Raw genomic sequence first — 24468 nt, 5'->3', positions numbered from 1 at the left:
ACCTTTTGATTTTATCTGAAGTTGACTATAAAATATTTGGTTTTAAAAGAAAAACAATTCCAAGAGATCCTATATCATTAATCAAAAACATTTATCCCTACATTGAGAAAGAAGTAGGAAAAAATATTTGCATTAGTAAAATAATACAACATATGTTAGGTATATTTAAAGATTTTCCAGGTTCAGGTCATTGGCGTCACAGCAGTAATATGCATAAATCTAATGCTAGCATCTGGGTAATTGAAAACGCGCTAAAAATGTTAAGTTTCAAATAAAATTAGTTAATCATTGATTATTACTTTGCAACATTAAATTTTCTGATAGTTATAAACTCATAATAATATAAAATATCTCAGGCAAATATTTATTATTAAAAAATTATATTTATAAATATATTAGAATTATTAGTATACTTAAGTTAAATTCAAAAATATTATTTTTTATAATTTGTATTTAAAATCCACCCATCGCAACGAAAAGTTTTTCAAATTTTTTTCAATCGATTAAAATCGGCTTAGCATTTATTACATATCTGTAATTATTTCAGTTGAAAGGTAAAGTATTATTATTAACTAAAAGGAAATTTCTATCTTTTCCCTTAAAAACAATAGGTAATATACTTATTATGTTAGGAAAAAAAATTACCAATAATATTAATAAAAATCAGGATCATCGATTAAAAGATATAAAAGTTCCTCCACATTCTATAGAGGCAGAGCAATCTATTTTAGGAGGATTAATGCTAGATAATGAGTGCTGGTTTAGCATAATTGATTATATTATTGCTGATGATTTTTTCAATTTTGCTCATAAGATTATTTTTTTAGAAATGCAATTTTTATTAGAAAACAAAAAACCTATTGATTTGATCACCTTATCAGAATCGTTAGAAATCAACGGTAAGCTTGAAATAGTCGGTGGTTTTGCATATTTAGCGGAATTATCTAAAAATATACCAAGTGTTGCAAATATTACGGCCTATGCAGATATTGTTCGTGAACGAGCAGTATTACGTGAAATTATATCAGTTGCCAACAAAATCGCTAGTGTAGGTTATAATCCTCAAGGTAGAAGTAGTGAAGAACTATTAGACTATGTAGAGTCAAAGGTTTTTAAAATTGCAGAAAATCGTTATAATCAAAATAATGGCCCTAAAAATATAAGCCAAATTCTTGAAACTACTATTTCACGTATTGAATCTTTAATTCGGAAACCTCAAGATGGCATTACTGGAATAAATACTGGATATCAAGATTTGAACAAAAAAACAGCAGGGTTACAATCTTCTGATCTCGTCATTATTGCAGCACGTCCTTCTATGGGCAAAACTACATTTGCTATGAACATCTGTGAGAATATTGCGATGATATATGATAAACCAGTATTGATTTTTAGTTTAGAAATGCCTAGTGAACAAATAATAGTGCGTATGTTAGCATCTTTATCGCGTGTCGATCAAACTCGCATTAGAACAGGACAACTGGATAATGAAGATTGGAGCAGAATTTCTAGTACAATAAATATTTTATTAAAAAAGAAAAACATTTATATAGATGATTCTTCTAGTTTAACGCCTACTGAAATTAGAGCACGAGCTCGTCGTATTTACCGAGAAAACAATGGATTAAATGTAATTATGGTAGACTACTTACAACTAATGCGTATACCATCCTTTTCAGATAACCGTAATTTAGAAATAGCTGAAATTTCTCGTTCATTAAAATCTCTTGCCAAGGAGTTAAATGTTCCTATTATTGCACTATCGCAATTAAATCGATCACTAGAACAACGTTCAAACAAACGCCCAATGAACTCTGATTTGCGTGAATCAGGTTCAATAGAACAAGATGCTGATTTAATTATGTTCATTTATCGTGATGAAATATATCATGAAAATAGTGATTTGAAAGGTATAGCAGAAATAATTTTAGGTAAACAACGTAATGGTCCCATTGGTACTATATATTTAACATTTAATGGTAAGTGGTCACGTTTCGATAATTACGCAGGAAATTACTACGATAATTAAATTTTGATGTTTTTATTTTAAAACGAATTGATATTAAAATAATATTATATGGGTTAATTAAAATAAAGTTATTGACTAATTTATATAGTTTAAGTAATTATAATTTACTAGCAATTATTACATATGTTTTAATGTAGAAACATTAGAAATGTAGCATATATGGTGAAATCATAGCATATTTATGCTTTTTAATTATTAAATATTTCTAATTTATATATTATTAGATGTATAATTTTTATTATAGGATATATCAATATAATTTATAAAATATTTGAATTATATCATATTTAAAATATTATTACTGATGATTTATATATCCTACAGATTATATTGCTATATTTTTTAGCTATTATGTTTGTTTTATTCATCATAAATTATGATGATATAAAATTTATACTAATTTAATAAACACATCATTAATATTCCCAATATGAATTTTATATAATATTTATTATAAAACAATTATTTTGATTTTGTAAATGTATTATTAAATATAAGCTATTATATTATAAATGATAAAATATCTCATTATTATTAATGTTATTGTACATATTCCTCACCAGTCTTTCCTTGATATTTGATTTTTTTATATTAAAATAACCATTTAATATAAAATATAAATTTTAAAACAACTATATTAGTTTTACATATAATAATGAACATTAAAAACAAGAAAAATAAGAGGTAAAAATATGGCTAGAGGTATTAATAAAGTGATTTTGATAGGTAATTTAGGGCAAGACCCAGAAGTACGCTATATGCCTAATGGGAATGCTGTAACTAATATTACATTAGCTACTTCAGAAAGTTGGCGAGATAAAAATACAGGGGAAAATAAAGAAATAACTGAATGGCATCGTGTGGTCATTTTTGGAAAATTAGCAGAAGTAGCTAGTGAGTATTTGCGAAAAGGTTCACAAATATATATAGAGGGTCAATTGCGTACTAGAAAATGGCAAGATCAAAATGGTCAAGAAAGATATACAACAGAAGTCATTGTAAATATAGGAGGAACTATGCAAATGCTGGGTAGTCGTCAAAATAATAATACTATTATTTCAGGAAATACTCAAAATAATAATAATTGGAATCAATCTCAACAAGTTAATAATATAGACAATGAAAATTATTCTCAAAAAAATCCGTTGGATCCTAAAACAAACGAACCAACAATAAATTTTGATGATGATATACCATTTTAATAATACATTTGTTATCTAAGTTTATAGGTTGTATATATAAAAATATTGATAAATTTAATATATTGATTAATAATAAATATTTTGATAGATTTCATCTATTATAACCATCACAATATTTATCAATATGCAAAGTATAATTTATTTATAAAGATCGGATATATATTTTTTACCTTGTTATACTTATTCAAGTAAAAAGAGAAGAACTGAGTTTATTATGTTTTAATTTCGATAAAACATATTAATTAATAATAAATCATCCAATATGGTTGTATATTATATTAGCAATACAAATACAGTACTTCTAGTAAGAAAAATTTCTTTTATAGAAAAATCAATATAAATTAATTTTTCTATTTAACTAAAACTTTATAGATAAAAATGGTTATTTTATATTGATATATAAATATTTATAAATTTTATCTTTACTCTAAGATGTTAGTTTTATCATTAAATCAATTGTTATTTCAAGGAGTAAAATGATGTTAAAGAAGTTTATTACTGGAAGTACATTAATTTTGTTAAGTTGTTTTGCTCAAATTGCAAATTCAAATGAGGGTAGTATTACTTCAGGTCTGGATAATTCATTATTATCTCTAGGAATTGGTTCTAACACTGGAGGAGTATTTCTAAAAAGCAACTTACTATCCAATGAGGTAAAAGGTAATACTCTAGATGTTGGGCTTGGTTATAATATAGATATAAAATCACTTCAACTATCTCCATCAGTAAAAAGTGTTTTTACCAGATATGAAGAAGCAACAGACGGAACTTCATTATCTTTAGGAATAGGTGCTAAAACACGCTATCGTTTTAATTCTCATTGGAGTATTTATAGTCAATATCATTATGCAGCAGAATGTTTTTCTTCAAAATATCCTAATACTTACCATGAAATCAGTAGTGGAATAATATATACACCTGATTCTATTTTTAGTTTAGATTTAGGTTATAGATATGTCAGATTAAATAATAATTCTCCATCTAAATCGTATGCAGCTAATGAATACCTGGCTAAAAGTCCCTACTTAGGAGTATTAATTAAATTCTAATTTAAAGCTAAAAGCAATAATCATGAATTACAAAATAAAATTGGATACTTTTTACTACGATTAGTATATAGATATATCAAGGTACAGCTCGATTCTGGTTTGTTATAATATATTCTAACTGTAGAATATAAATAGACAATTCAGTATTTGAGCTTACCAATTATTTAAAATTCTAAAACACTTTGAGACATTAAGACTATATTAATAACTTAATAATTATTATTAATCTATAAATGGCTAATAATAGTAAAAAAGTGTGCCCAGAGGCGGAATTGAACCACCGACACAGGGATTTTCAGTCCCCTGCTCTACCTACTGAGCTATCTGGGCAATACAGAGATATTAGACCTGAAAGATAAATATTAGTCAACTTCTATTTTTAGATTTTTTACTAGTAAATTTTAATTTTTGATTAAATTAATCAAGTAAAAGATTCTTTTAACCAAAAATGATATTCACTATCTGCATAATTAACTGGTATTGATAAAATTTCTGGAATTTCATAAGGGTGAATTTTTTTAAGTAAAGTTACTAATGCTTTCTGATGCTCATTATCAGATTTAATTAAAAGCTGAACTTCTTTATCTCGTTTGATTTTATTTTTCCACATGTAATATGAAACTACTTCTGGAATTATAGTAATACAAGGTGTTAATTTAGTTTGTAATAATTTTTCGGCAATATCTTTAGAATTTTGTTGTGGTAATGTACAGACAATGATAATAATACTCATTATATATTTCCATTATGTAAGTATTACAAATGATAAAAATTGTTTGATATTGTAAAAACCTAATACAGTTACATATTTAAAATTGATAAACTACACTTAAACTGTTAGGTAATATTTAAATATTAAACACAAAGGTAATATTATATACATAGTTGTAATTTATTTAATATTTATTTTATATTAATTATAAAAAATCAGATCTATATTACAACTTTAATATATTAATATTTATCCATTATATTTAGTATCTAATAACAAAAAATTTTTGATAACATAAGAATATGTAATATTTGGGAGAATTTAGTGGGTTGGCTCTTGTTAATTATATTTTTTATACTATCATGGATAGAAATTTCTTTATTTGTCTATGTTGCTAACATATTTGGTATTCCTTTTACTTTATTATTGGTATTATTGACTTCGTATATTGGTTTATTAATTGTTAAAAATCAAAGTATAAAAAATTTCATATTAATTAAAAAAAAATTAATATATAATGAAATGCCAACAAAAGAGATAATTAAAATTATTTCTTTGATAATCAGCGGTTTTTTGTTATTATTACCGGGATTTTTTACTGACTTATGTGGTTTATTATTATTAATACCGCCAATACAAAACTATATGACTTTAAGAATTATAAAAAACTTGATTGTTTGGATTAACTTTAATAATAAATTTACTATAGATGGGGAATTTGAAAGGAAACACAATAAATATGACTGATTAATAGAGAAACAAAAAAAATACTTTATGTTAAAATAAAATAAGCTCTATTTTAGATATTATGAGTTTTGGTTATCATAAATTTGTATAAAGTAAACTTTAATATTAAACTATTTATATAAAACAATAAGTTGTATTGTTTTTGTAAAATTTTATTGTTATTACCCCTTGAAAGGATTAATTCATGTCCCTATTTATTTAACCAGCAAGGCTAAAAGCCATTTGGTCGGTATTCACCAAACAAAATAAAATGATTGGATTTCTTACTTGAAGGAGAACTATCAAATGAAAATTCGTCCATTGCACGATCGCGTTATCGTCAAGCGTGAAGAAGTCGAAGCCAAATCGTCCGGTGGTATCATGCTAACTGGTTCAGCAGCATCTAAATCCACTCGTGGAAAAATACTAGCTGTTGGCAAGGGTCGTATTCTTGAAAATGGTCAAGTAAAACCTTTGGACGTAAAGGTTGGTAATGTAGTAATATTCAATGAAAGTTATGGTGCTAAAACTGAAAAAATTAATGAAGAAGAAGTATTGATCATCAATGAGAGTGATATTTTAGCAATAGTCGAAAATTGTTAACAATTAAGCTTGAAAATTTTATGCATAGTTCACTGAATAAAACGAAGTTTGAGGAATATTTGAAATGGCAGCTAAAGACGTAAAATTCAGTAATGACGCACGTGTAAAAATGCTGCGTGGCGTAAATGTACTGGCAGATGCAGTGAAAGTAACTTTAGGTCCAAAAGGTAGAAACGTAATCTTAGATAAATCTTTTGGTGCTCCAGCTATTACTAAAGATGGAGTTTCTGTTGCCCGTGAGATAGAATTAGAAGACAAATTCGAAAATATGGGTGCTCAGATGGTAAAAGAAGTAGCTTCTAAGGCAAATGATGCAGCTGGAGATGGTACTACAACCGCTACAGTTCTAGCACAATCTATTGTGAACGAAGGTTTGAAAGCTGTAGCAGCAGGTATGAATCCTATGGATCTAAAACGTGGGATTGATAGAGCAGTAATTGCAGCAGTTGAAAAATTAAAAGAACTTTCTGTCCCTTGCTCTGATCCTAAAGCTATAGCACAAGTTGGTACCATATCTGCTAACTCAGATGAAAGTGTAGGTACTTTGATAGCTCAAGCAATGGAAAAAGTTGGTAAGGAAGGTGTTATTACAGTAGAAGAAGGAAATGGATTACAGGATGAACTAGATGTAGTTGAAGGTATGCAATTTGATCGAGGATATTTATCTCCTTATTTTATAAATAAAGCGGAAACTGGCGCTGTTGAACTAGAAAATCCTTTTATTTTACTAGCAGATAAAAAAATTTCCAACATTCGTGAAATGTTGCCTATACTAGAATCTGTTGCAAAATCTGGGAAATCATTATTAATTATTGCAGAAGATGTAGAAGGCGAAGCATTAGCTACTTTAGTTGTCAACACTATGCGCGGTATTGTTAAAGTAGCTGCAGTTAAAGCTCCAGGTTTTGGTGATCGTCGCAAAGCAATGTTGCAAGATATTGCTATTTTAACTGGTGGTACAGTTATATCAGAAGAAATAGGTTTAGAACTTGAAAAAACCGTTTTGGAAGACCTGGGTCAAGCTAAGCGTGTTGTTATTAATAAAGACACCACTACTATCATCGATGGTATGGGAAAAGAAAAAGAAATTCAAGGACGTGTATCTCAAATTCGCCAACAAATAGAAGAAGCTACATCTGACTACGATAAAGAAAAATTACAAGAAAGAGTCGCAAAATTAGCAGGTGGAGTTGCTGTTTTAAAAGTTGGTGCAGCAACTGAAGTAGAAATGAAAGAGAAAAAAGCTCGTGTTGAGGATGCATTGCATGCAACTCGAGCAGCAGTTGAAGAAGGTGTTGTTTCGGGAGGTGGTGTAGCTTTAGTACGTGTTGCTGTACAATTGGTTGATTTAACAGGTCAAAATGAAGACCAAAATGTTGGCATTAAAGTTGCATTACGTGCAATGGAAGCGCCATTGCGTCAAATAGTTGCTAACGCTGGTGAAGAACCCTCTGTAGTTACAAATAATGTTAAAGCTGGTAATGGTAATTACGGCTATAATGCACAAACTGAAGAATATGGAAATATGATTGATTTCGGCATATTAGATCCAACTAAAGTAACTAGGTCTGCTCTTCAATACGCAGCATCCGTTGCTGGTTTAATGATTACTACTGAATGTATGGTTACTGATTTGCCAAAAAGCAACTCTCCTGACTTAAGTGGTGGTGCTGGTAGTGCTCCTGGTATGGGTGGTATGGGTGGCATGGGTGGTATGATGTAATTGTTTTTTACTATCTATTATTGCTATTTAAATAAATTTAGGTTTTATTACCCCTCTGATCAATAATAGTTGATTAGAGGGAATTTGTTTCACATTTTTATTTAATATTTAACAGTAGTTAGTTTTTTATTTTGATATTTTAGTTATCTTGTTGATTAAGATATAGTACTATATAACCAGGCAAGTAAAACAATTTTATTTTTCTTCACGTAAACATGTGCTGCTCCTTGTATCTTAATCTAAGATATATAGTAAGGCAATTCCTATTCTCTTTAGTTTAGATATTGAATCGAATACTTCTTCGTTTATTTCTTGGGAATGGTTAATATGTGTAACTAATATTATTTTTAGTCTTGCTTAATGTAATATTTGGCATAATTGACTAGTTATACGTGATGGAATCACTATCGAAAAACAAATGTGGATTCTTAATTTTTGTAGATATGGTACATTTTCTACTTTATTAATAATCCATTTTGATTTATGATCTTTATCAATTAAAGGATCCCTCACGAAAAACAATTTAATTTATTTCATTATTAAAATGAATATAATCTAATTGCTTTTTCCAATTAATTTTATTCCCTTGATTTTTATAAGGAAAATAACGTTTATAACAGTATCTGCAATGAATAACGCAACCACTTGTTAATAACAAGATAATTCTATTTTATGCTTATAAGGTATTTTGTTATATTGTTCTTTTAAAAGAACTTCACTGTAATCAGAAATTTCAAGTAATTCTTTATTGGTCAATTAAAACTTGTAAAAGTAGTGTATTTATACTAGTATTTTTTCTGGTCCTATTAACAACTGATTATTAAAATCAACATATTTATTGAGTATACATTAGATGATCTAATTCTAATATTTTGAATAATTTTTTAGTTCAGTTGTAATATTAGTAAGCTATTTCAACCAGTTTGCTTTTTTTATAAGATTGATTTATCTTTGTAATATTTACCACTTTTAATGTTTTCCATTATCAATTTATATGGAACCAACATGATAACTTATTTTAGTAATAATTTTCGTAATGGTTTGAAAATTATTTTTGATAATGAACCATATGCTATAGAATCTAGTGAATTTGTTAAACCAGGGAAAGGACAGGCGTTTGTGCGTGTTAAAATGCGGCGATTGCTAACAGGTACTAGAATCGAAAAGACATTTAAATCTACAGATTCTTTGCAATCTGCAGATATCATGGATACTAAACTAATATACTTATATAATGATAATGAATTTTATTATTTTATGTATCCTGAAAATTTTGAACATTTACAAGTTCATAAAAAAACTATAGGTGAGTCTACTAAATGGATGCAGGAAAATGTTGAATATATTATCACGTTGTGGAATGAAACACCTATTAATATTCAAGTTCCTAAATTTATAGAAGTAAAAATTATTAGAACTGATCCAGGTTTAAAAGGAGATACCGTTGGCACTAGTAGTAAATTGGCTATTTTATCTACAGGTGCCGTTATTAAAGTACCATTGTTTTTAAAAACAGGAGAAACTATTAAAGTTGACACACGTTCCGGAGAATATGTTTCTCGTATTAAGTGATTGATATTTAATAATTCAGATTCATCTCTTATTTCAATATTATTATCAATATATTTATTTATAATATGTATAAGTTATTAGTTATAATAAATACTAATAATACAGTTGTTTTTTATTGAAAATGTTTGTATTTAAAACCAAATTTTATCACCATTATTTTAATGGTCAAAAACTCAAGGTAATTTAATTAGTTCTGTTTTTATGAAGAAACACTACATATGACTGAACAATTAACTTAGCAACCTAGTATATCAACAGAGATATTTATTAAAAAAGCTAATATTATTCTAAATATTAAAATTTTTTTCTAAAAATGGTATATTAGAAGTTGAAACACCTATAACAAGTGGAAGAACAACCATCGATGGTTATATTGTACCTTTTGAAACTAAATTAATTAATTATAATTTAAAAAAAGTAATTTTTGGTTAACAACTAGTCCCGAATATCATAACTAGCATCAGGTAGTGTCCTATTTATCAAATAGAACATAGTTTTCGCAAGAAATAAATTGGATGTTATCATAATACAGAATTTAATATCTTAGAATAGTATTCGTACTAAATGTAATATGTTTTTTTGATGGGTAGAATAAATGACTTATTACAATTTATTTTAGGTTTTGATAGTGCAGATTTTATTTCTTATCAAAATATTTTTCTTCAATATTTTGATTTAGATCCGCTTGATGCTGATTTAACAGAATTTTATAAAATTGCTATAAATTAGATAACGGTAATTTAATAATCATTGAAAAAGATGTTAATAAAATATTGATGTTAATGTTTATGAGTAGTATTGAGCCTAATATTGGTAAAAATAGGCCCTGTTTTATTTATCATATTCTAGCTAATCAATCAATATTATCAGAAATCAATAGAAAAGATTATCGTATAGCAGAACGATTCGAAATATACTATAAAGGAATTGAAAATGGGTGTGTTGGGTCAACTGATTTTAAAAAACGTATTAGAAATTTTAAAATAGACAACCAAATGCGTATAAAATGATTTACAAATAAATCTGATCGATGATAATCTGATAGAAGCGCAGAAAAAAGTATGCCTAAATGTTCAAAAGTAGCAACGGGTATAGATAGAATAAATAATTCTATTCGCATTTAATGCGAAATCAATAAATGGAGTAATCATCTTTCCTATATATCGTTGTTGATTGTTTATATTTTCTAATTAATTCTAAAAAAAAGATAAACTATAATTTATATACATCGATAATATTGTGTCTTGGATTTAATTTATATTAAAGCGGATACCATATAAAATAAAAATGTATCCGCTAATTTATCAATCTTTACCTCAATAATAAATAGATATTTTCATTGTCTCTTATTATATTAATGGCTAACATAGATGGATTGCTTTTGAGTATTTTCGCCATATCATCAATAATATTTGTACGCTTACGGTTAATACTTATAATTACATCATTTTTTCTTAATCCTAATTTATCTGCTGTTGTGTTTTCTTCAACATCTGTGACAATAATACCTTTTTGACCACTTTTTGTTCGACCATTTTTAAGGGCAGCTCCAGGTAATATTGTAAATATACTTTTTTTGCAAAGAGTTTTTAGTGCATTCTTTTTAAGATTAACATTCAGAGATAATATTTTTCCATTTCTTATTACAACAAGTTTTATATTTTCTCCTGGTGCTAACAGGCCAATTTTAACATGTAATTCATTAAAATTGTTTATAGGTTTTTGATTAATTAACGTAATTATATCACCTGATTTAATACCTGCTTTTTGTGCAGCTGAATCAGGCATTACTTCTGTGATAAATACACCATGGTGATCATGTAAATTTAATGTTTTTGCCATATCAATAGTAATTTCAGTACCTTTAACACCTAGCATACTTCTGTTTATTTTGCCATATTTTATTAACTGTTGTGCAAAATTTATTGCTATATCACTAGGTATTGCAAAACCAATACCCATATTACTACCGTTTGATGATAATATTGCTGTGTTGATACCAATTAATTCACCATTTAAATTTATTAATGCCCCTCCGGAACTACCTTTATTAATAGAAGCATCTGTCTGAATAAAACTTTCTATTCCTTCTACATTGAAACCGCTTCGACCTACTGCTGAAATAATTCCAGAGGTTGCAGTTTGACCTAAACCAAAAGGATTACCAATAGCTATTACAAAATCTCCTACTTGGATATTAGAATTTGATATTTTTACTTGGGTAAGTTTTTTTGCACCATCAATTTTAATTAAAGCAATATCAGAATTTTGATCATATCCAATTAAGGTAGCATCATATTCACTATGATCTGTTAATCTAACGTAAATGTTTTTTGCTCCATTTATCACATGATAATTAGTTAATATATAACCCTTATTTGCATTTATGATTATACCAGATCCTAATCCTTTAAATTTTTTAGGTATATCATCAATATCAAATGAATCTTGTCTACCAAATGTGTCTAGATGACTAAATGGGTCTGGATGACCAAATGGGTCTAGATGACCAAATGGGTCTGGATGACCAAATGGGTCTAGATGACCAAATGGGTCTGGATGACCAAATTGGTCTAGATGATCAAATGGGTCTGGATGACCAAATTGGTCTAGATGATCAAATGGGTCTGGATTATTAAATAGATCGTGGCTATCAAATGGGTTTTGTCTAATGAAGCCATGAAACCTCTGATAAAAATCCATTTCTTGTGAATCTTCTATATCCCCTTCAATATATACAGTTACCACTGCTGGTAATACTTTTTCTAATATCGGTGCTAGACTAGGAGTTATATTGTCTCTAATTTTTATTGGTGAAGATACCGCTACATTTAGAAAGACAATAAAGTTAAGCCAGATACTTAAAAATAGTAAATGAAACAATCTCATTTTTTTTTTCATTTCTACAACGCTCTCTCGCTTTTATAGTAAGGTGTAAGATAAAATTTAATATTTTAATGTAATGTTTATGTAATTAAATGTATAATTAAATTATATATATAAATAAGTAATTAATTGATATTGTTATTACTTAACATATTATATGAACCTTTCAAACATTTATTTTGTTAAAATATTTTTGTTTTTTTTGTATTTAGCAATCAGTCAATTGAATGATTGATTTATTGTATTTTTTGTACCTAATAATTTTATTATTTAATCATTTACCGTTTCCTAAAAATAATTATTTTTTAAAATTTTATTATAAAATAATTGATATATTAATTATTAAAATAAGCAACTATATATAAGTTACCATGATAACATATTAATTTTGTTAATTAAAAAATCTAAATTTGTTGACGTAAATACACCAATTGATAACTAAAGTGCATTTGTATAATTACTGTAATAATATTATTTTTTAATGATTAGTATCTATAAATAAATATTTCAATGATTTAGAGAAACCATGAAAAATTTATCTTTAATTCTTTTATATAAAAAAGCAATATTGTTAAATCAATTTAAATTCGATGAAGTACAGTATAAAACTATAACTATCTTAAATAGATTTTATAAAACTTTATTTGATAATCAGAGAGTTAAATATTTTAATTTCAAAAAATTTTTAAAAATTTTAATACGATTGACTAAAAAAAACAGAGAAGAAATAAAGCTAACAACACGAGGTGTATATTTATGGGGTGAACCAGGGTGTGGAAAAACTTGGATAGCATCTTTATTTTTTAGCTCTATTTCTAGTAATCGCAAAATACATTTTCATTTTTGTAGGTTTATATTATACGTTCGTGAAAAAATGAAGGTGTTGCAAGGTCATAATAATCCATTATTAATAATTGCTCATCAATTAAAATTTAAAATAGATATTTTATTTATCGATGAATTTTATATATCTGACAATAGCGATGCTATTATAATTAATACTTTAATTCAAGAACTATTGAAAAGAGAAGTTATTTTAATAATAACTTCTAATATAAATATCGAAAAATTAAATCTTAAATGTTTAGAAAACAGTATTTGGTTAATCACCATTGAAAACATTCAAAAATATTTTAAGATAATTAACATGAATTCCGGAATTGATTATAGAACTCGCCATATCAAATCTATTTGTTTATGGAAATGTCCACTTAACGAAAAATCATGTAATTATATGGAAAAAATGTTCAATATTTTATCAGGTAATAAACTTAAAAATTCTATGATACGAATTAATTATCGTGATATAGTAGTACTTGGTAATAGTAATGGTGTACTATCAATTGATTTTCAATCAATTTGTGGTGATGGACGTAGCCACCATGATTATATGAAATTATCGCGTATTTTTCACAGTATATTAATACATAATATTCCTATTATGAAATATCATAACGAGAATGAAGCAAAAAGGTTTTTATTATTAATAGACGAGTTATATGTTAATAATATTAAATTAATAGTTTCTGCAGAAACGGATAAGTTGAATATCTATCAGGGTACACATCTAAAATTCGAATATAAACGTTGCTTATCACGTTTAGAAGAAATGCAAAGCGAAAATTATTTTCAATCACCTAATTAATATTTTATTACATATGAAAAATAAAATTCGATTTTTATAAATTAATTCTTTATAATAGGCTTATTATAATATTTTTATTATATATCTGATATTCTAAATGGTTTAATTATTAGCAGAAAATTAAAATATAATATTTTGCTTAAAATAATTAGAGTTTTATCCATATCAAATCTATATTTTAGGTAAATTTTAATGAAAACTTTTACAGCTAAAAAAGAAACCATTAAACATGGTAGTTATTTTGTTGACGCTTCTGGTAAGATTTTAGGTCGTTTAGCAAGTGAAATAGCGCGTCGCCTAATAGGTAAACATAAAGTGGAATATACTCCTCACGTTGATACAGGTGATTACATTATTGTTTTAAACGCTGATAAAATAATAACAACTGGTAATAAGCGTTCTAATAAAATTTATTACCACCATAGTGGTTATCCTGGTGGTATTAAAAAATCCACTTTTAAAGAAATGATTATTCGTTCTCCTAATCGTATAATTAAGATCGCAGTTAAGGGAATGCTTCCGAAAAATAAGATAGGAAATGCTATGTATCGTAAATTGAAAGTTTATTCAAGTAATGATAAGCATAACTATATATCACAAAAATTGCAATTCCTTAATATTTAAAACATAAAATAATTTTTGATATTTAAAATAGAGAAAAGTAATGGCTGAAGTTCAGGGCTATAATTATGGTACTGGTCGTCGAAAGAGTTCATCCGCTCGAGTATTTATTAAACCTGGTAGTGGTAAAATTTCTATAAATAAACGATCCTTAGAAGAATATTTTGGCAGAAGAAATTCTTGTATGGTTGTTTTACAACCTTTGGATCTAGTTAATTTAACTGATAAATTAGATCTATATATTACAGTCAAAGGTGGAGGAGTATCTGGTCAAGCTGGAGCAATTCGTCATGGTATTACTCGTGCTTTAATAAAATATGATGACATGCTACACGGTGAACTTCGTAAAGCTGGTCTCCTTACTCGTGATGCGCGCCAAGTTGAACGTAAGAAAGTAGGTTTACGTAAAGCAAGACGCAGTCCACAATTTTCAAAACGATGAGGATCATCAACAAAAAAACCTGCTAAGCAGGTTTTTTTGTTTTTGATGTGCTTAGAAATTTTATATTTTTATGAAAGACCTATTTAAAATAATAAATGGAGGTTTTAATGGCAGTAGCTGCTAATAAACGTTCTGTAATGACGTTATTTTCTGGTCCTGCTGACGTTTTTAGTCATCAAGTACGTATTGTTTTAGCCGAAAAAAGTATAAATGTAGAAATTGAGCAGATTAGAATGGATAATCCACCTAAAGATCTAATTAAAATCAATCCTTATGGAACAGTTCCTACCCTTGTAGATCGTGAATTAATTTTATATGAATCACGTATAATAATGGAGTACTTAGATGAAAGATTTCCTCATCCTCCATTAATGCCAGTTTATCCAATAGCAAGGGGGGAAAGTCGTTTAATGATGCATAGAATTAATTGTGATTGGTATAGTATGATGAATATTATAGAAAACAATGTAGGTAATGAATCTGCAATAGCTTCTAGTAAATTACGCAAAGAAATATTGGAAATTTCTCCTTTATTTAGTCATACTCCATTTTTTATGAGTGAAGAGTTTAGTTTGGTGGATTGCTATTTAGCTCCATTACTATGGCGTTTACCTTTACTAGGTATTAATATGAACGATATGTATTGTAATGATCTGAAGGAATATATGAAACGTATTTTTAGCCGGGATTCTTTTCTTGCTTCATTAACTGAAGTTGAACGTGAAATGTGTTCACAAATTAGGGGTTAGTATGGAAAATATAAAAATGACTACTGTTCGTCCTTATTTATTACGTGCTTTTTATGCTTGGTTAGTAGATAATCAATTGACACCTTATATATTGGTAGATACTAGCTTGCCAGAAGTTGAAGTACCACTTACATATACTTCTGATGGACAAATTATATTAAATATTGAACCAAATGCTATAAAAAATTTAGATTTAGGTAATAATAATATTTCGTTTAATGCGCGCTTTAATGGAATTATACATCACATCAATATTCCTATAGAAGCAGTTTTAGCAATATATGCTAATGAAAATGGTATAGGCACTATATTTGAGTCTAATAATGAACTGTTATCTCAAAATAATTTGAACGTTCACAAGAAAATCAAAATGTCATTAATAGAAAACACCCAAAATATTGAAGAGAGATTTAATAAGGAAACCAAAAATAACGATGAAGATCATGCCAAAAAAAATCCAAACAAAAAACATCCTTATTTGCGTATTATAAAATAATGTATTATTAATTTTAAATTTGATACCATTAAATGGTTGTTTATCATATATATGTTATAAAAATGTAAACCTCATTATCTGTTATCGATAAATAAAATTAATAAATCACAGTAGTATTAGGGTTACTAGTTTTAATATTAGTAACCAAAATAGGTATATTAAATAATATTTTAATTAATTAAAATGCATCATAATTTTTCCTTCAATTAATATATAAGCACGTTTACAAATTTTCAATGTTGCAATACAGTTTTGGGAAGTAATTAATACGCCTATTTCTATTTCGGTTAAATGATTAATAATTTCTTCTAGGTTTTTTATTGCAGTTTTATCAATATCTGCAAATGGTTGTCAATTATAATAAACTTAGGGTTTGCAGCTAATGTACGAGCAATTTCTACTATTTTTCTATTAATACCAAATAATTCTTTTCCCATATTACTAATTAAATGCTCTATATGTAATTCTTTTATTAAGTTATTAGCATAAATATGATGTTTTCCTTCTTGTATATCATTTCTAATTTGCAATATAGAAAAAATATTATTATAAACATTTAAGTTACGAAATATGGAAGGTTCTTTAGGAAGATATCCGACACCTAATTGATTGCGATTGTATAAAGATAACATATTTATATCATTTTTATTTAAAATTATTTTTCCTTTACTAATTGGTACTGTACCTATCAACATATAACACACAGTGGTCTTACCCGAATTTTTAGGACCTAATAAACCAACTACCTCTCTAGATTTTACATGTAAACTTATATTGTCTACTATATTTCTACCTTCATATATTTTAACTAGATCTTTTGCGATTAATATTGACATATTACAAATCATTTAAAATGATAAACAATTCGTTTGTTTTATATATAACTATATATATTATCTATTGTTTATTTATATTAAGATAATTCACATTATATTTATTATAAATATACAATTTATATTTTATTAAGAATAACATAAGGATTAAATCAATTTAATTTGAGCTTATAATCTTAAAATTAAGATACATTATATTGCTATATGTATTTGTTATAATTGCAAAATATTAAAAATATAACTTTTATATAGTAATATAAGCTAATTTAAATAAAAAGTAGAAAACATAGTGCTCCCAATTATAGATCATTAATCATTAATATTTATAACTTAATCAATTAAATTTTAAGATATTTTCATTACTGGTAGATACTTGATATAACATCAGACACTATCTTGTATGGTATTGATTTTAAATATTAAAAATTTAATTACAATAATTACTTGATTACATATTTTTTGTGAAAATATAAAAATATTTTTCTAATCAATAATTGCTTATTGAATATTTTATATTTTTTAAAGTAGAATTTTCGATTGTATTTTTAGGGTATCTAGACAATATCAATTAATAATATTTGAGATTTCTTTATAAATCTTTACTCAAGAAAAATGCTGTTGATAAAATTTTATATTATTATTAACTGATAACAATATTATACTATATATGGAATTAACTAAATGTAAAAATTTTTTATTAAAAACAAGTCTGATAAATAAAATAGCTTATTTATTATTTTATGATAAATATGGGACACTATTTATATAGTGTTAAAAATGATATATTTTTATATATTAAACAATTTAAATACTTAAAAATATTTGAAATAATTTAAAATTACAGTGAAATAAAAAAATGAAAGTAAATGATATTCAATCTTTGTTAATAACATCATTACCTTTAGAAAAGGTTTATGTAACTAGTGACAGTGATAATTATTTCAAAATAATAGCTATTGGTGAAGTATTCAGTACACTGAATTATGTCCAAAAACAACAACTAGTTTATAAACCATTAGCTGAATATATAGCAAATAAGACAATCCATGCTGTTTCTATAAAGACTTATACCCCTAAAGAATGGTCTAAAAATAAACAACGTAATAATATTTAATTATTAATACATTAGTATTATCATAGATAATACCTAATTTAGGTATATTGTTAATGGAAAAATTTTATGTACAAGGGCCTACATGTTTAAATGGTGAAATATTTATTTCTGGAGCAAAAAATTCAGCATTACCTATTTTATTTGCAACTTTATTAACTACAAAACCGATAGAGCTACAAAATGTACCAAGTTTAAGTGATATTGATACTGCCATACAAATTCTCAGAAAATTAGGTGCAACAATTAAACGTAGTTCTTCTATATATATAGATACCAGTACAGTTAATAACTATAAAGCTCTTTTTAGCACAGTAACTACTATGAGAGCTTCTATTTGGGCTTTAGGTCCTTTATTAATAAGATTTGGTTGTGGAGAAATTTTACTTCCAGGAGGTTGTGCTATTGGTAAAAGACCAATTGATTTACATATTAAAGGTCTTAGGAAATTAGGTGCTGAAATTAATTTAGAAAAAAACTCTATAAAAGCTCAAATAGATAACCAATTAAAAGGCGCCTATATTTCTATGGAATCAATTAGCGTTGGTGCTACTATTACAATTATGATTACAGCTACATTAGTATCTGGAATAACAATAATTAAAAATGCTGCTAAAGAGCCTGAAATTGTTGATACAGCAAATTTTCTTAATACTATAGGTGCTAAAATTAAAGGTGCAGGTAGTAATGTAATTACCATTGAAGGAGTAACAAATTTATCAGGAGGAGTATATCGTATTTTACCTGATAGAATAGAAACTGGTACATTTCTTATAGCTGCTGCCGTTTCAGGAGGTCATGTTACTTGCTTTAATACATTACCCAATTTACTTAATGTTATATTATCAAAGCTTTATGAAGCAGGAGCCGATATTAAAATTGGAGTGGATTGGATTAGTCTTAAAATGCAAGGTCGCCCAAAAGCCTTAAACATTGATACTGCACCTTATCCTGGATTTCCTACTGATATGCAATCTCAATTTAGTTTGTTAAATGTAGTAGCAGAAGGTAAAAGTATTGTCAAAGAAACCATATTTGAGAATAGATTTATGTATATTCCAGAACTGATACGTATGGGAGCTAATATAACAATAAGATCTAATTATGCTATTTTTCAAGGAGTAAATAGTTTACAAGGTACAAAAGTAAAAGCTACTGACTTAAGATCTGCGGTAAGTTTAGTATTGGCAGGTTGTGTTGCAAAGGGCACTACAATAATTGATGATATTTATCATATAGATCGAGGTTATGAGAATATAGAAAACAAACTAACTTCCATAGGAGCTGTAATAAAAAGGATAGATAGCAAGTAATTTTTTAATTAAATTCATTATAAATGAACATTTATATTTTTAATAATTTCTATTAATTGAAATATTAGCAATAGCTTTTAAAGCAGTACGCCATGGACTTTTTGGTAAAAAATTTAAGGCATATATAGCTTTTTTTGCTTCCTGTTCTGCTCGGATGCGAGTCCATTCTAATGAGCCATATTGTTTCATTATATTATATATTGGTTGCATAAACGGAATATTATTGCCTTCTATTATTGATTCATAGATAATCTTTTTTTGTTGAGAAGTGCTATTTTTTATAGCATGCAATAAAGGTAATGTAATTTTACCTTCTTTTAAATCATTCCCTATATTCTTACCTAATTTTTTGTTATTTGAACAATAATCTAAAATATCATCAATTAATTGGAAAGCTATACCTAGATGCATGCCATATTTTTTTAGTGCTTTTTCTTTTATTGAATCAGCATTTGAAATAATAGCAGAACTTTGTGCTGCTATTTCAAACAAACATGCTGTTTTATTATAAATTACATTCATGTAATCCTCTTCTGAAATATTTAAATTTTTACAATTAATTAATTGTAATACTTCTCCTTCTATTATTATGTGTATTGCTTTTGATATTAAAGAAACAATTTTCATTGATCCTATACTAGCCATTATCTGAAAAGCTTTAGCATACATCAGGTCTCCTACTAATACACTATATGAATTTCCAAATTCTATGTTAGCTGTAATTTTTCCACGTCGCATACAAGATTTATCTACTACATCATCGTGTAACAATGTAGCTGTATGGATGAATTCTATCAATGCTGCATTAGTTATATGAAGTTTACCTTGATAATCAACAGAACGAGCAGATAATATTGCAATTATAGGACGTATACGTTTTCCTCCGCTATTAATGATATGTAATCCAAGTTTGTTTATAAGCGAAACATTAGAATCCAAATTACTAATAATTATTTGGTTAACATCATTCATCTCTCTTTGTATGAGTTTATTTATTTGTTCTAAATTCATTTTTTATTTTATTAATTGATTGAATAATATATTAATTAATATAATATATCAAAATTATATTCAATATATTAATATTAATTTTCTTTTTTTTAGTATTATTAAGTTGTAATATTGTTTTAATTTGATTATTTGTGTAAAATTCAATTTTTCATGATATCTTTATAACTAAACAATAGTTAAAGGTGAATTTTATATGTATGCGGTTTTTCAGAGTTGTGGTAAACAATATAAAGCAATTGTAGGTCAAGTTATTCAATTAGAAAAATTAAATTTTAAAATTGGAGATTCTATTCAATTTAAAGATGTTTTAATGATTGCACAAGATAAAAAAATAAAAATTGGCACACCATTTGTTTTAAACAGCACGGTTAAAGGAGAGATAATCAATCACGGTCGCGATAAAAAAATTAAAATTATTAAATTTAAGCGTCGTAAACATTATCGTAAACAACAAGGACATCGTCAGTGGTTTACTAAAGTGAAAATTACTGATATTAATATAATAGAGGATTTTAAAGTTGGCACATAAAAAAGCTGGTGGTTCTTCTCGAAATGGACGAGATTCTCACTCCAAAAGATTAGGTCTAAAGCGCTTTGGAGGTGAATTCGTTATGGCAGGCAATATAATTATTAGACAAAGAGGTACTAAGTTTCATGCTGGTAATAATGTGGGATGTGGACGCGATCATACTTTGTTCGCTTTATCAAACGGAAGCATTAAATTTGAACTTAAAGGACCGAAAAATAGAAAATATGTTAGTATTATTAATGAATAATACTAATTTGAAGATTTAAAAATCAATTATGTATATTTAATTTAGCATAAATTAATATTAATTTTAATTACATGCTACTTAATGTCATTTATGGTAAAATGGATAATGAGATTTATTGATGAAGCTACCATTGTTATAATTGCTGGTAATGGTGGAAATGGTTGTATAAGTTTTCGGCGTGAAAAATATATACCAAAAGGAGGACCAGATGGAGGTGATGGTGGTGATGGTGGTGATGTTTATATAATAGCCGATGAAAACTTGAATACCTTGGTTGATTTTTATTTCAAAAAAACTTTTAATGCTCAAAATGGTAAAAATGGGGGTAGTAATAATTGTCGTGGAAAGCGTGGTGCAGATACCTTTATTAAGGTTCCACTAGGTACTCGTATTATTGATGACGATACTAAAAAAATATTACAAGATATGACACATCATAATCAAAAATTAAAAGTAGGTAACGGTGGTTGGCATGGTCTAGGTAATACTCGTTTTAAATCTTCAATTAATCGTAGTCCATATCAAAAAACTTTAGGTACTAAAGGCGAAAGACGCACTTTATATCTTAAATTAATGTTGATAGCCGACGTAGGAGTGCTTGGTTTACCAAATGCTGGAAAATCTATGTTTGTTCGCAGTATCTCTGGTGCAAAACCAAAAGTAGCAAGTTATCCCTTTACTACCTTAATACCTACATTAGGAGTAGTAAACATAGACAATAAAAAATTTACAGTAGCTGATATTCCAGGCTTAATAAAAGGTGCTGCACAAGGAGTAGGTTTAGGAATACGATTCTTAAAACATTTAGAACGTTGCAGATTATTGTTACATTTAGTAGATATTGCACACTCTAGTAATGTAATTCATTTAATTAGAGATGTAAATATCGTAGTAAGTGAAATTAAAAATTATAATGAACAATTATTTAATAAACCTAGATGGTTAGTATTCAATAAGATAGATTTACTACATGAAAAAAGAATACAGTTAAATGTTAATAAAATAATAAAAGATATCGATTGGCAGTCAAGATACTATCTAATCTCTAGTGTTAGTCAAAAAGGCATTACAAAATTATGTAGCGATTTAGTAATATTTATTAAATCAAGCATGGAAAAAAACGATCTTGAGTTAAATAAAAAATCAGATTCATAATCTTATTTTGTTTGAACAACTTAACGTAGTATTATTCTTTATTTCCTTTCTCATATATAATATATTTTATCCAACGAGTATGATTAATCACATGGTGTGTTCAATCATTTTGCATGCGATATAAAACATTCTAAATTAGATTACTATTAATAAAAAAATGATAAACAGCATAAATTATGTTATGTAATATAATTTATTACTATGTTGCTGTAATTAAGATAACTAAGGAATTAAAAGTTCATATAATTGTAACTTTTAGTATTCTTTCTTTTAATAAAACAACCTTAGTCATATAATATATTATATGAGAAAAGATATCATATGTAAATCATATTTAGCATATGACAATATATTTTATTTTTCTTCAATAAGTATTTTTATAAAAATATTTGATAATTTAATTAAGTAAATATTACAGTATGAAGTTTTTATTAAAATTGAACACTAAATTAGTAAAATATTTATTTGTTTATGCAATATTTTATATATAAAAAATAAAAGTAAATTTATAAAAATATTTTTTGTGGGTACTTTCTATTTAGAAATAATTTTCACTAAAAATAATGATTTTAAAAAAATTATATATACGAGCTAATATGTTTGTTACATTTATATTTTAACTTATATTGTTTGCATTAATTTAAAATACAATTTTGTATTGATTAAATAAATTTCAGGAAGAGGAAAATAATCTTGAGACTACTTCAATAATCACTGATCAGGAGAAATAATTAAGATAAATAAAGAAGACGAGGAAATTATTAAATGAATCAAATTCCAATGACTTTAACAGGTGTTGAGAAATTAAGACAAGAACTAAATGAGCTAAAAACTGTAAAACGTCCACGCATAATTGCTTCTATAGCTGAAGCACGTGAGTACGGAGATTTGAAAGAAAATGCAGAGTATCATGCAGCTCGAGAAGAACAAGGATTTTGTGAAAATCGCATTAAAGAGATTCAAATAAAACTCTCTAATGCTCAAGTAATTGATATTACTCAATTACCAAAAACGGGACGGGTAATTTTTGGTTCAACAGTAAGTGTACTTAATATTAGTACAGATGAGAAATTTACCTATAGAATTGTAGGTGATGATGAAGCTGATTTTAAAAAGAACTTGATATCTATAAATTCACCTATGGCTCGTGGTTTAATTAGCAAAGAATCTAATGATATTGCAATGATAAAAACCCCAGGTGGTGATGTAAAATATAAAATTTTAAACGTTGAATACCTTTAAACATTAACACTGTAAACAAAAGTAAAATTTACATATAATATTATAGAAAAGGCTGCGATAGTGCAGCCTTTTTGAATTAATATATCATATATAATCTAATTAATTAATATTATTTTGAATAACACATAATAATGATTTTCTTTAATTTAAGATCATTGGTTTTTTATTTATTTTTTATTAAAATATATCAAATACTATGAATTTTGGTATTGTAGTATTTAACAATTAGATTAATATATAATTTTTATATATATGGGATTGAAAACACCTGTTTTACCGCCATCTCGATTTAAATTATTTTACTGATGCAAATATACGAGATATTACAAATAAAAATTTAAATTGATTTAAATTTTTAAGAAAATATAGATATAATAATCTACTAAATAAACTATATCTTTTATGTAATAATAAAAATATTGTGTATTTTATTTAAGGTAGCTAATAAATAATTATTAATAATAGAAATATAAACTGATTAATTATTTTCTAATATTCACAAAAATTTTTCTATATTAAATTAATTTAATAGATTATTTAATATGTTATAGTAATTAGCTCTGTATAAAATT

General features: G+C 26.4%; 24 protein-coding genes, 1 tRNA gene and 1 pseudogene. 21 read left to right on the top strand and 5 right to left on the bottom strand.

The window, feature by feature from the left end; translation table 11 throughout:
* Positions 1–5 precede the first annotated feature (5 nt).
* From CRV11_RS03755 to CRV11_RS02255, 4 genes are all read left to right on the top strand, one after another.
* Positions 6–275, top strand: a complete 270-nt coding sequence (locus CRV11_RS03755; RefSeq protein ID WP_241974172.1) for a hypothetical protein — start codon at positions 6–8, stop codon at positions 273–275.
* Positions 276–625: 350 nt separating this feature from the next.
* Positions 626–2029, top strand: a complete 1404-nt coding sequence (gene dnaB, locus CRV11_RS02265; protein ID WP_136131716.1) for a replicative DNA helicase — start codon at positions 626–628, stop codon at positions 2027–2029.
* Between the two features lie 692 nt (positions 2030–2721).
* Entirely contained in the window at positions 2722–3231 is a 510-nt protein-coding gene (locus CRV11_RS02260; protein WP_136131715.1) for a single-stranded DNA-binding protein, read from the top strand.
* Positions 3232–3710: 479 nt separating this feature from the next.
* The gene (locus CRV11_RS02255; RefSeq protein ID WP_158674491.1) at positions 3711–4280 is read left to right on the top strand and encodes a YfaZ family outer membrane protein; all 570 of its coding nucleotides are present in this window, start codon (positions 3711–3713) and stop codon (positions 4278–4280) included.
* Between the two features lie 257 nt (positions 4281–4537).
* Here the strand turns inward: CRV11_RS02255 and CRV11_RS02250 are convergent.
* Both CRV11_RS02250 and cutA read right to left on the bottom strand, forming a co-directional pair.
* Positions 4538–4610, bottom strand: a tRNA-Phe gene (locus CRV11_RS02250).
* Between the two features lie 91 nt (positions 4611–4701).
* Positions 4702–5013: a divalent-cation tolerance protein CutA gene (gene cutA, locus CRV11_RS02245; protein WP_136131713.1), complete on the bottom strand. Its 312-nt coding sequence runs from the start codon at positions 5011–5013 to the stop codon at positions 4702–4704.
* Positions 5014–5316: 303 nt separating this feature from the next.
* Here cutA and CRV11_RS02240 point away from each other — a divergent pair, with 303 nt between their 5' ends.
* From CRV11_RS02240 to CRV11_RS02220, 6 genes are all read left to right on the top strand, one after another.
* Positions 5317–5739 carry an FxsA family protein gene (locus tag CRV11_RS02240; protein ID WP_136131712.1) on the top strand — a complete coding sequence of 141 codons (423 nt, stop codon included), beginning with the start codon at positions 5317–5319 and terminating at the stop codon, positions 5737–5739.
* Between the two features lie 285 nt (positions 5740–6024).
* On the top strand, positions 6025–6321 hold the full coding sequence (locus CRV11_RS02235) for a co-chaperone GroES (protein WP_136131711.1): 297 nt from the start codon (positions 6025–6027) through the stop codon (positions 6319–6321).
* 64 nt (positions 6322–6385) lie between these two features.
* A complete protein-coding gene (gene groL, locus CRV11_RS02230) occupies positions 6386–8044 on the top strand; it encodes a chaperonin GroEL (RefSeq protein WP_136131710.1) in 1659 nt (552 codons plus the stop codon).
* Positions 8045–9049: 1005 nt separating this feature from the next.
* Entirely contained in the window at positions 9050–9616 is a 567-nt protein-coding gene (efp, locus tag CRV11_RS02225; RefSeq protein WP_136131709.1) for an elongation factor P, read from the top strand.
* A 582-nt stretch (positions 9617–10198) separates the two neighbouring features.
* On the top strand, positions 10199–10345 hold the full coding sequence (locus CRV11_RS03685; RefSeq protein WP_158674490.1) for a hypothetical protein: 147 nt from the start codon (positions 10199–10201) through the stop codon (positions 10343–10345).
* A 59-nt stretch (positions 10346–10404) separates the two neighbouring features.
* Positions 10405–10626, top strand: coding sequence for a hypothetical protein (locus CRV11_RS02220; RefSeq protein WP_136131708.1), 222 nt, complete (start codon positions 10405–10407; stop codon positions 10624–10626).
* 301 nt (positions 10627–10927) lie between these two features.
* Here the strand turns inward: CRV11_RS02220 and CRV11_RS02215 are convergent, their stop codons facing one another.
* Positions 10928–12517, bottom strand: coding sequence for a Do family serine endopeptidase (locus tag CRV11_RS02215; RefSeq protein ID WP_241974171.1), 1590 nt, complete (start codon positions 12515–12517; stop codon positions 10928–10930).
* Between the two features lie 511 nt (positions 12518–13028).
* Here CRV11_RS02215 and zapE point away from each other — a divergent pair.
* The 5 genes from zapE (at position 13029) to CRV11_RS02185 (ending at position 16455) form a co-directional block, all read left to right on the top strand.
* Positions 13029–14147 carry a cell division protein ZapE gene (gene zapE / locus CRV11_RS02205; protein ID WP_136131707.1) on the top strand — a complete coding sequence of 373 codons (1119 nt, stop codon included), beginning with the start codon at positions 13029–13031 and terminating at the stop codon, positions 14145–14147.
* Between the two features lie 192 nt (positions 14148–14339).
* Positions 14340–14771: a 50S ribosomal protein L13 gene (gene rplM, locus CRV11_RS02200; RefSeq protein ID WP_136131706.1), complete on the top strand. Its 432-nt coding sequence runs from the start codon at positions 14340–14342 to the stop codon at positions 14769–14771.
* A gap of 40 nt (positions 14772–14811) precedes the next feature.
* Entirely contained in the window at positions 14812–15210 is a 399-nt protein-coding gene (rpsI, locus tag CRV11_RS02195; protein ID WP_136131705.1) for a 30S ribosomal protein S9, read from the top strand.
* 107 nt (positions 15211–15317) lie between these two features.
* On the top strand, positions 15318–15959 hold the full coding sequence (gene sspA, locus CRV11_RS02190) for a stringent starvation protein SspA (protein WP_136131704.1): 642 nt from the start codon (positions 15318–15320) through the stop codon (positions 15957–15959).
* Between the two features lies 1 nt (position 15960).
* Positions 15961–16455: a ClpXP protease specificity-enhancing factor gene (locus tag CRV11_RS02185; protein ID WP_136131703.1), complete on the top strand. Its 495-nt coding sequence runs from the start codon at positions 15961–15963 to the stop codon at positions 16453–16455.
* A gap of 317 nt (positions 16456–16772) precedes the next feature.
* On the opposite strand, the gene CRV11_RS02180 is transcribed toward CRV11_RS02185, so the two are convergent.
* Positions 16773–17291, bottom strand: a complete 519-nt coding sequence (locus tag CRV11_RS02180; protein ID WP_158674489.1) for an ATP-binding cassette domain-containing protein — start codon at positions 17289–17291, stop codon at positions 16773–16775.
* Between the two features lie 853 nt (positions 17292–18144).
* Between CRV11_RS02180 and CRV11_RS02175 the strand changes: the two genes are divergently transcribed.
* Entirely contained in the window at positions 18145–18402 is a 258-nt protein-coding gene (locus CRV11_RS02175; protein WP_136131701.1) for a BolA family protein, read from the top strand.
* Positions 18403–18455: 53 nt separating this feature from the next.
* Positions 18456–19712: a UDP-N-acetylglucosamine 1-carboxyvinyltransferase gene (murA, locus tag CRV11_RS02170; RefSeq protein ID WP_136131700.1), complete on the top strand. Its 1257-nt coding sequence runs from the start codon at positions 18456–18458 to the stop codon at positions 19710–19712.
* 39 nt (positions 19713–19751) lie between these two features.
* Here the strand turns inward: murA and ispB are convergent, their stop codons facing one another.
* Positions 19752–20723, bottom strand: coding sequence for an octaprenyl diphosphate synthase (ispB, locus tag CRV11_RS02165; RefSeq protein WP_136131699.1), 972 nt, complete (start codon positions 20721–20723; stop codon positions 19752–19754).
* Between the two features lie 193 nt (positions 20724–20916).
* Between ispB and rplU the strand changes: the two genes are divergently transcribed.
* From rplU to greA, 4 genes and pseudogenes are all read left to right on the top strand, one after another.
* On the top strand, positions 20917–21252 hold the full coding sequence (rplU, locus tag CRV11_RS02160; protein ID WP_136131698.1) for a 50S ribosomal protein L21: 336 nt from the start codon (positions 20917–20919) through the stop codon (positions 21250–21252).
* A complete protein-coding gene (gene rpmA / locus CRV11_RS02155; protein ID WP_136131697.1) occupies positions 21242–21499 on the top strand; it encodes a 50S ribosomal protein L27 in 258 nt (85 codons plus the stop codon). The genes rplU and rpmA overlap by 11 nt, the downstream gene beginning before the upstream one ends.
* A gap of 105 nt (positions 21500–21604) precedes the next feature.
* Positions 21605–22627: pseudogene (gene cgtA, locus CRV11_RS02150) on the top strand (Obg family GTPase CgtA); the annotation flags it as partial.
* A 792-nt stretch (positions 22628–23419) separates the two neighbouring features.
* On the top strand, positions 23420–23896 hold the full coding sequence (gene greA, locus CRV11_RS02145) for a transcription elongation factor GreA (RefSeq protein ID WP_136131695.1): 477 nt from the start codon (positions 23420–23422) through the stop codon (positions 23894–23896).
* Positions 23897–24468: the final 572 nt, after the last annotated feature.

The sequence above is a fragment of the Candidatus Pantoea edessiphila genome (assembly GCF_002933335.1).
In the GTDB taxonomy this organism is placed as follows: Bacteria; Pseudomonadota; Gammaproteobacteria; order Enterobacterales; family Enterobacteriaceae; genus Pantoea_C.
Note: the sequence above shows the minus strand (reverse complement) of the source record. Positions and strands in the feature narration are given on the sequence as shown.

Excerpts from the sequence above, each read along its gene's own strand:
- dnaB (WP_136131716.1), top strand. The coding sequence starts at position 626 with ATGTTAGGAAAAAAAATTACCAATAATATTAATAAAAATCAGGATCAT.
- CRV11_RS02260 (WP_136131715.1), top strand. The coding sequence starts at position 2,722 with ATGGCTAGAGGTATTAATAAAGTGATTTTGATAGGTAATTTAGGGCAA.
- CRV11_RS02255 (WP_158674491.1), top strand. The coding sequence starts at position 3,711 with ATGTTAAAGAAGTTTATTACTGGAAGTACATTAATTTTGTTAAGTTGT.
- cutA (WP_136131713.1), bottom strand. The coding sequence starts at position 5,013 with ATGAGTATTATTATCATTGTCTGTACATTACCACAACAAAATTCTAAA.
- CRV11_RS02235 (WP_136131711.1), top strand. The coding sequence starts at position 6,025 with ATGAAAATTCGTCCATTGCACGATCGCGTTATCGTCAAGCGTGAAGAA.
- groL (WP_136131710.1), top strand. The coding sequence starts at position 6,386 with ATGGCAGCTAAAGACGTAAAATTCAGTAATGACGCACGTGTAAAAATG.
- efp (WP_136131709.1), top strand. The coding sequence starts at position 9,050 with ATGATAACTTATTTTAGTAATAATTTTCGTAATGGTTTGAAAATTATT.
- CRV11_RS03685 (WP_158674490.1), top strand. The coding sequence starts at position 10,199 with ATGGGTAGAATAAATGACTTATTACAATTTATTTTAGGTTTTGATAGT.
- CRV11_RS02220 (WP_136131708.1), top strand. The coding sequence starts at position 10,405 with ATGAGTAGTATTGAGCCTAATATTGGTAAAAATAGGCCCTGTTTTATT.
- CRV11_RS02215 (WP_241974171.1), bottom strand. The coding sequence starts at position 12,517 with ATGAAAAAAAAAATGAGATTGTTTCATTTACTATTTTTAAGTATCTGG.
- zapE (WP_136131707.1), top strand. The coding sequence starts at position 13,029 with ATGAAAAATTTATCTTTAATTCTTTTATATAAAAAAGCAATATTGTTA.
- rplM (WP_136131706.1), top strand. The coding sequence starts at position 14,340 with ATGAAAACTTTTACAGCTAAAAAAGAAACCATTAAACATGGTAGTTAT.
- rpsI (WP_136131705.1), top strand. The coding sequence starts at position 14,812 with ATGGCTGAAGTTCAGGGCTATAATTATGGTACTGGTCGTCGAAAGAGT.
- sspA (WP_136131704.1), top strand. The coding sequence starts at position 15,318 with ATGGCAGTAGCTGCTAATAAACGTTCTGTAATGACGTTATTTTCTGGT.
- CRV11_RS02185 (WP_136131703.1), top strand. The coding sequence starts at position 15,961 with ATGGAAAATATAAAAATGACTACTGTTCGTCCTTATTTATTACGTGCT.
- CRV11_RS02180 (WP_158674489.1), bottom strand. The coding sequence starts at position 17,291 with ATGTCAATATTAATCGCAAAAGATCTAGTTAAAATATATGAAGGTAGA.
- CRV11_RS02175 (WP_136131701.1), top strand. The coding sequence starts at position 18,145 with ATGAAAGTAAATGATATTCAATCTTTGTTAATAACATCATTACCTTTA.
- murA (WP_136131700.1), top strand. The coding sequence starts at position 18,456 with ATGGAAAAATTTTATGTACAAGGGCCTACATGTTTAAATGGTGAAATA.
- ispB (WP_136131699.1), bottom strand. The coding sequence starts at position 20,723 with ATGAATTTAGAACAAATAAATAAACTCATACAAAGAGAGATGAATGAT.
- rplU (WP_136131698.1), top strand. The coding sequence starts at position 20,917 with ATGTATGCGGTTTTTCAGAGTTGTGGTAAACAATATAAAGCAATTGTA.
- greA (WP_136131695.1), top strand. The coding sequence starts at position 23,420 with ATGAATCAAATTCCAATGACTTTAACAGGTGTTGAGAAATTAAGACAA.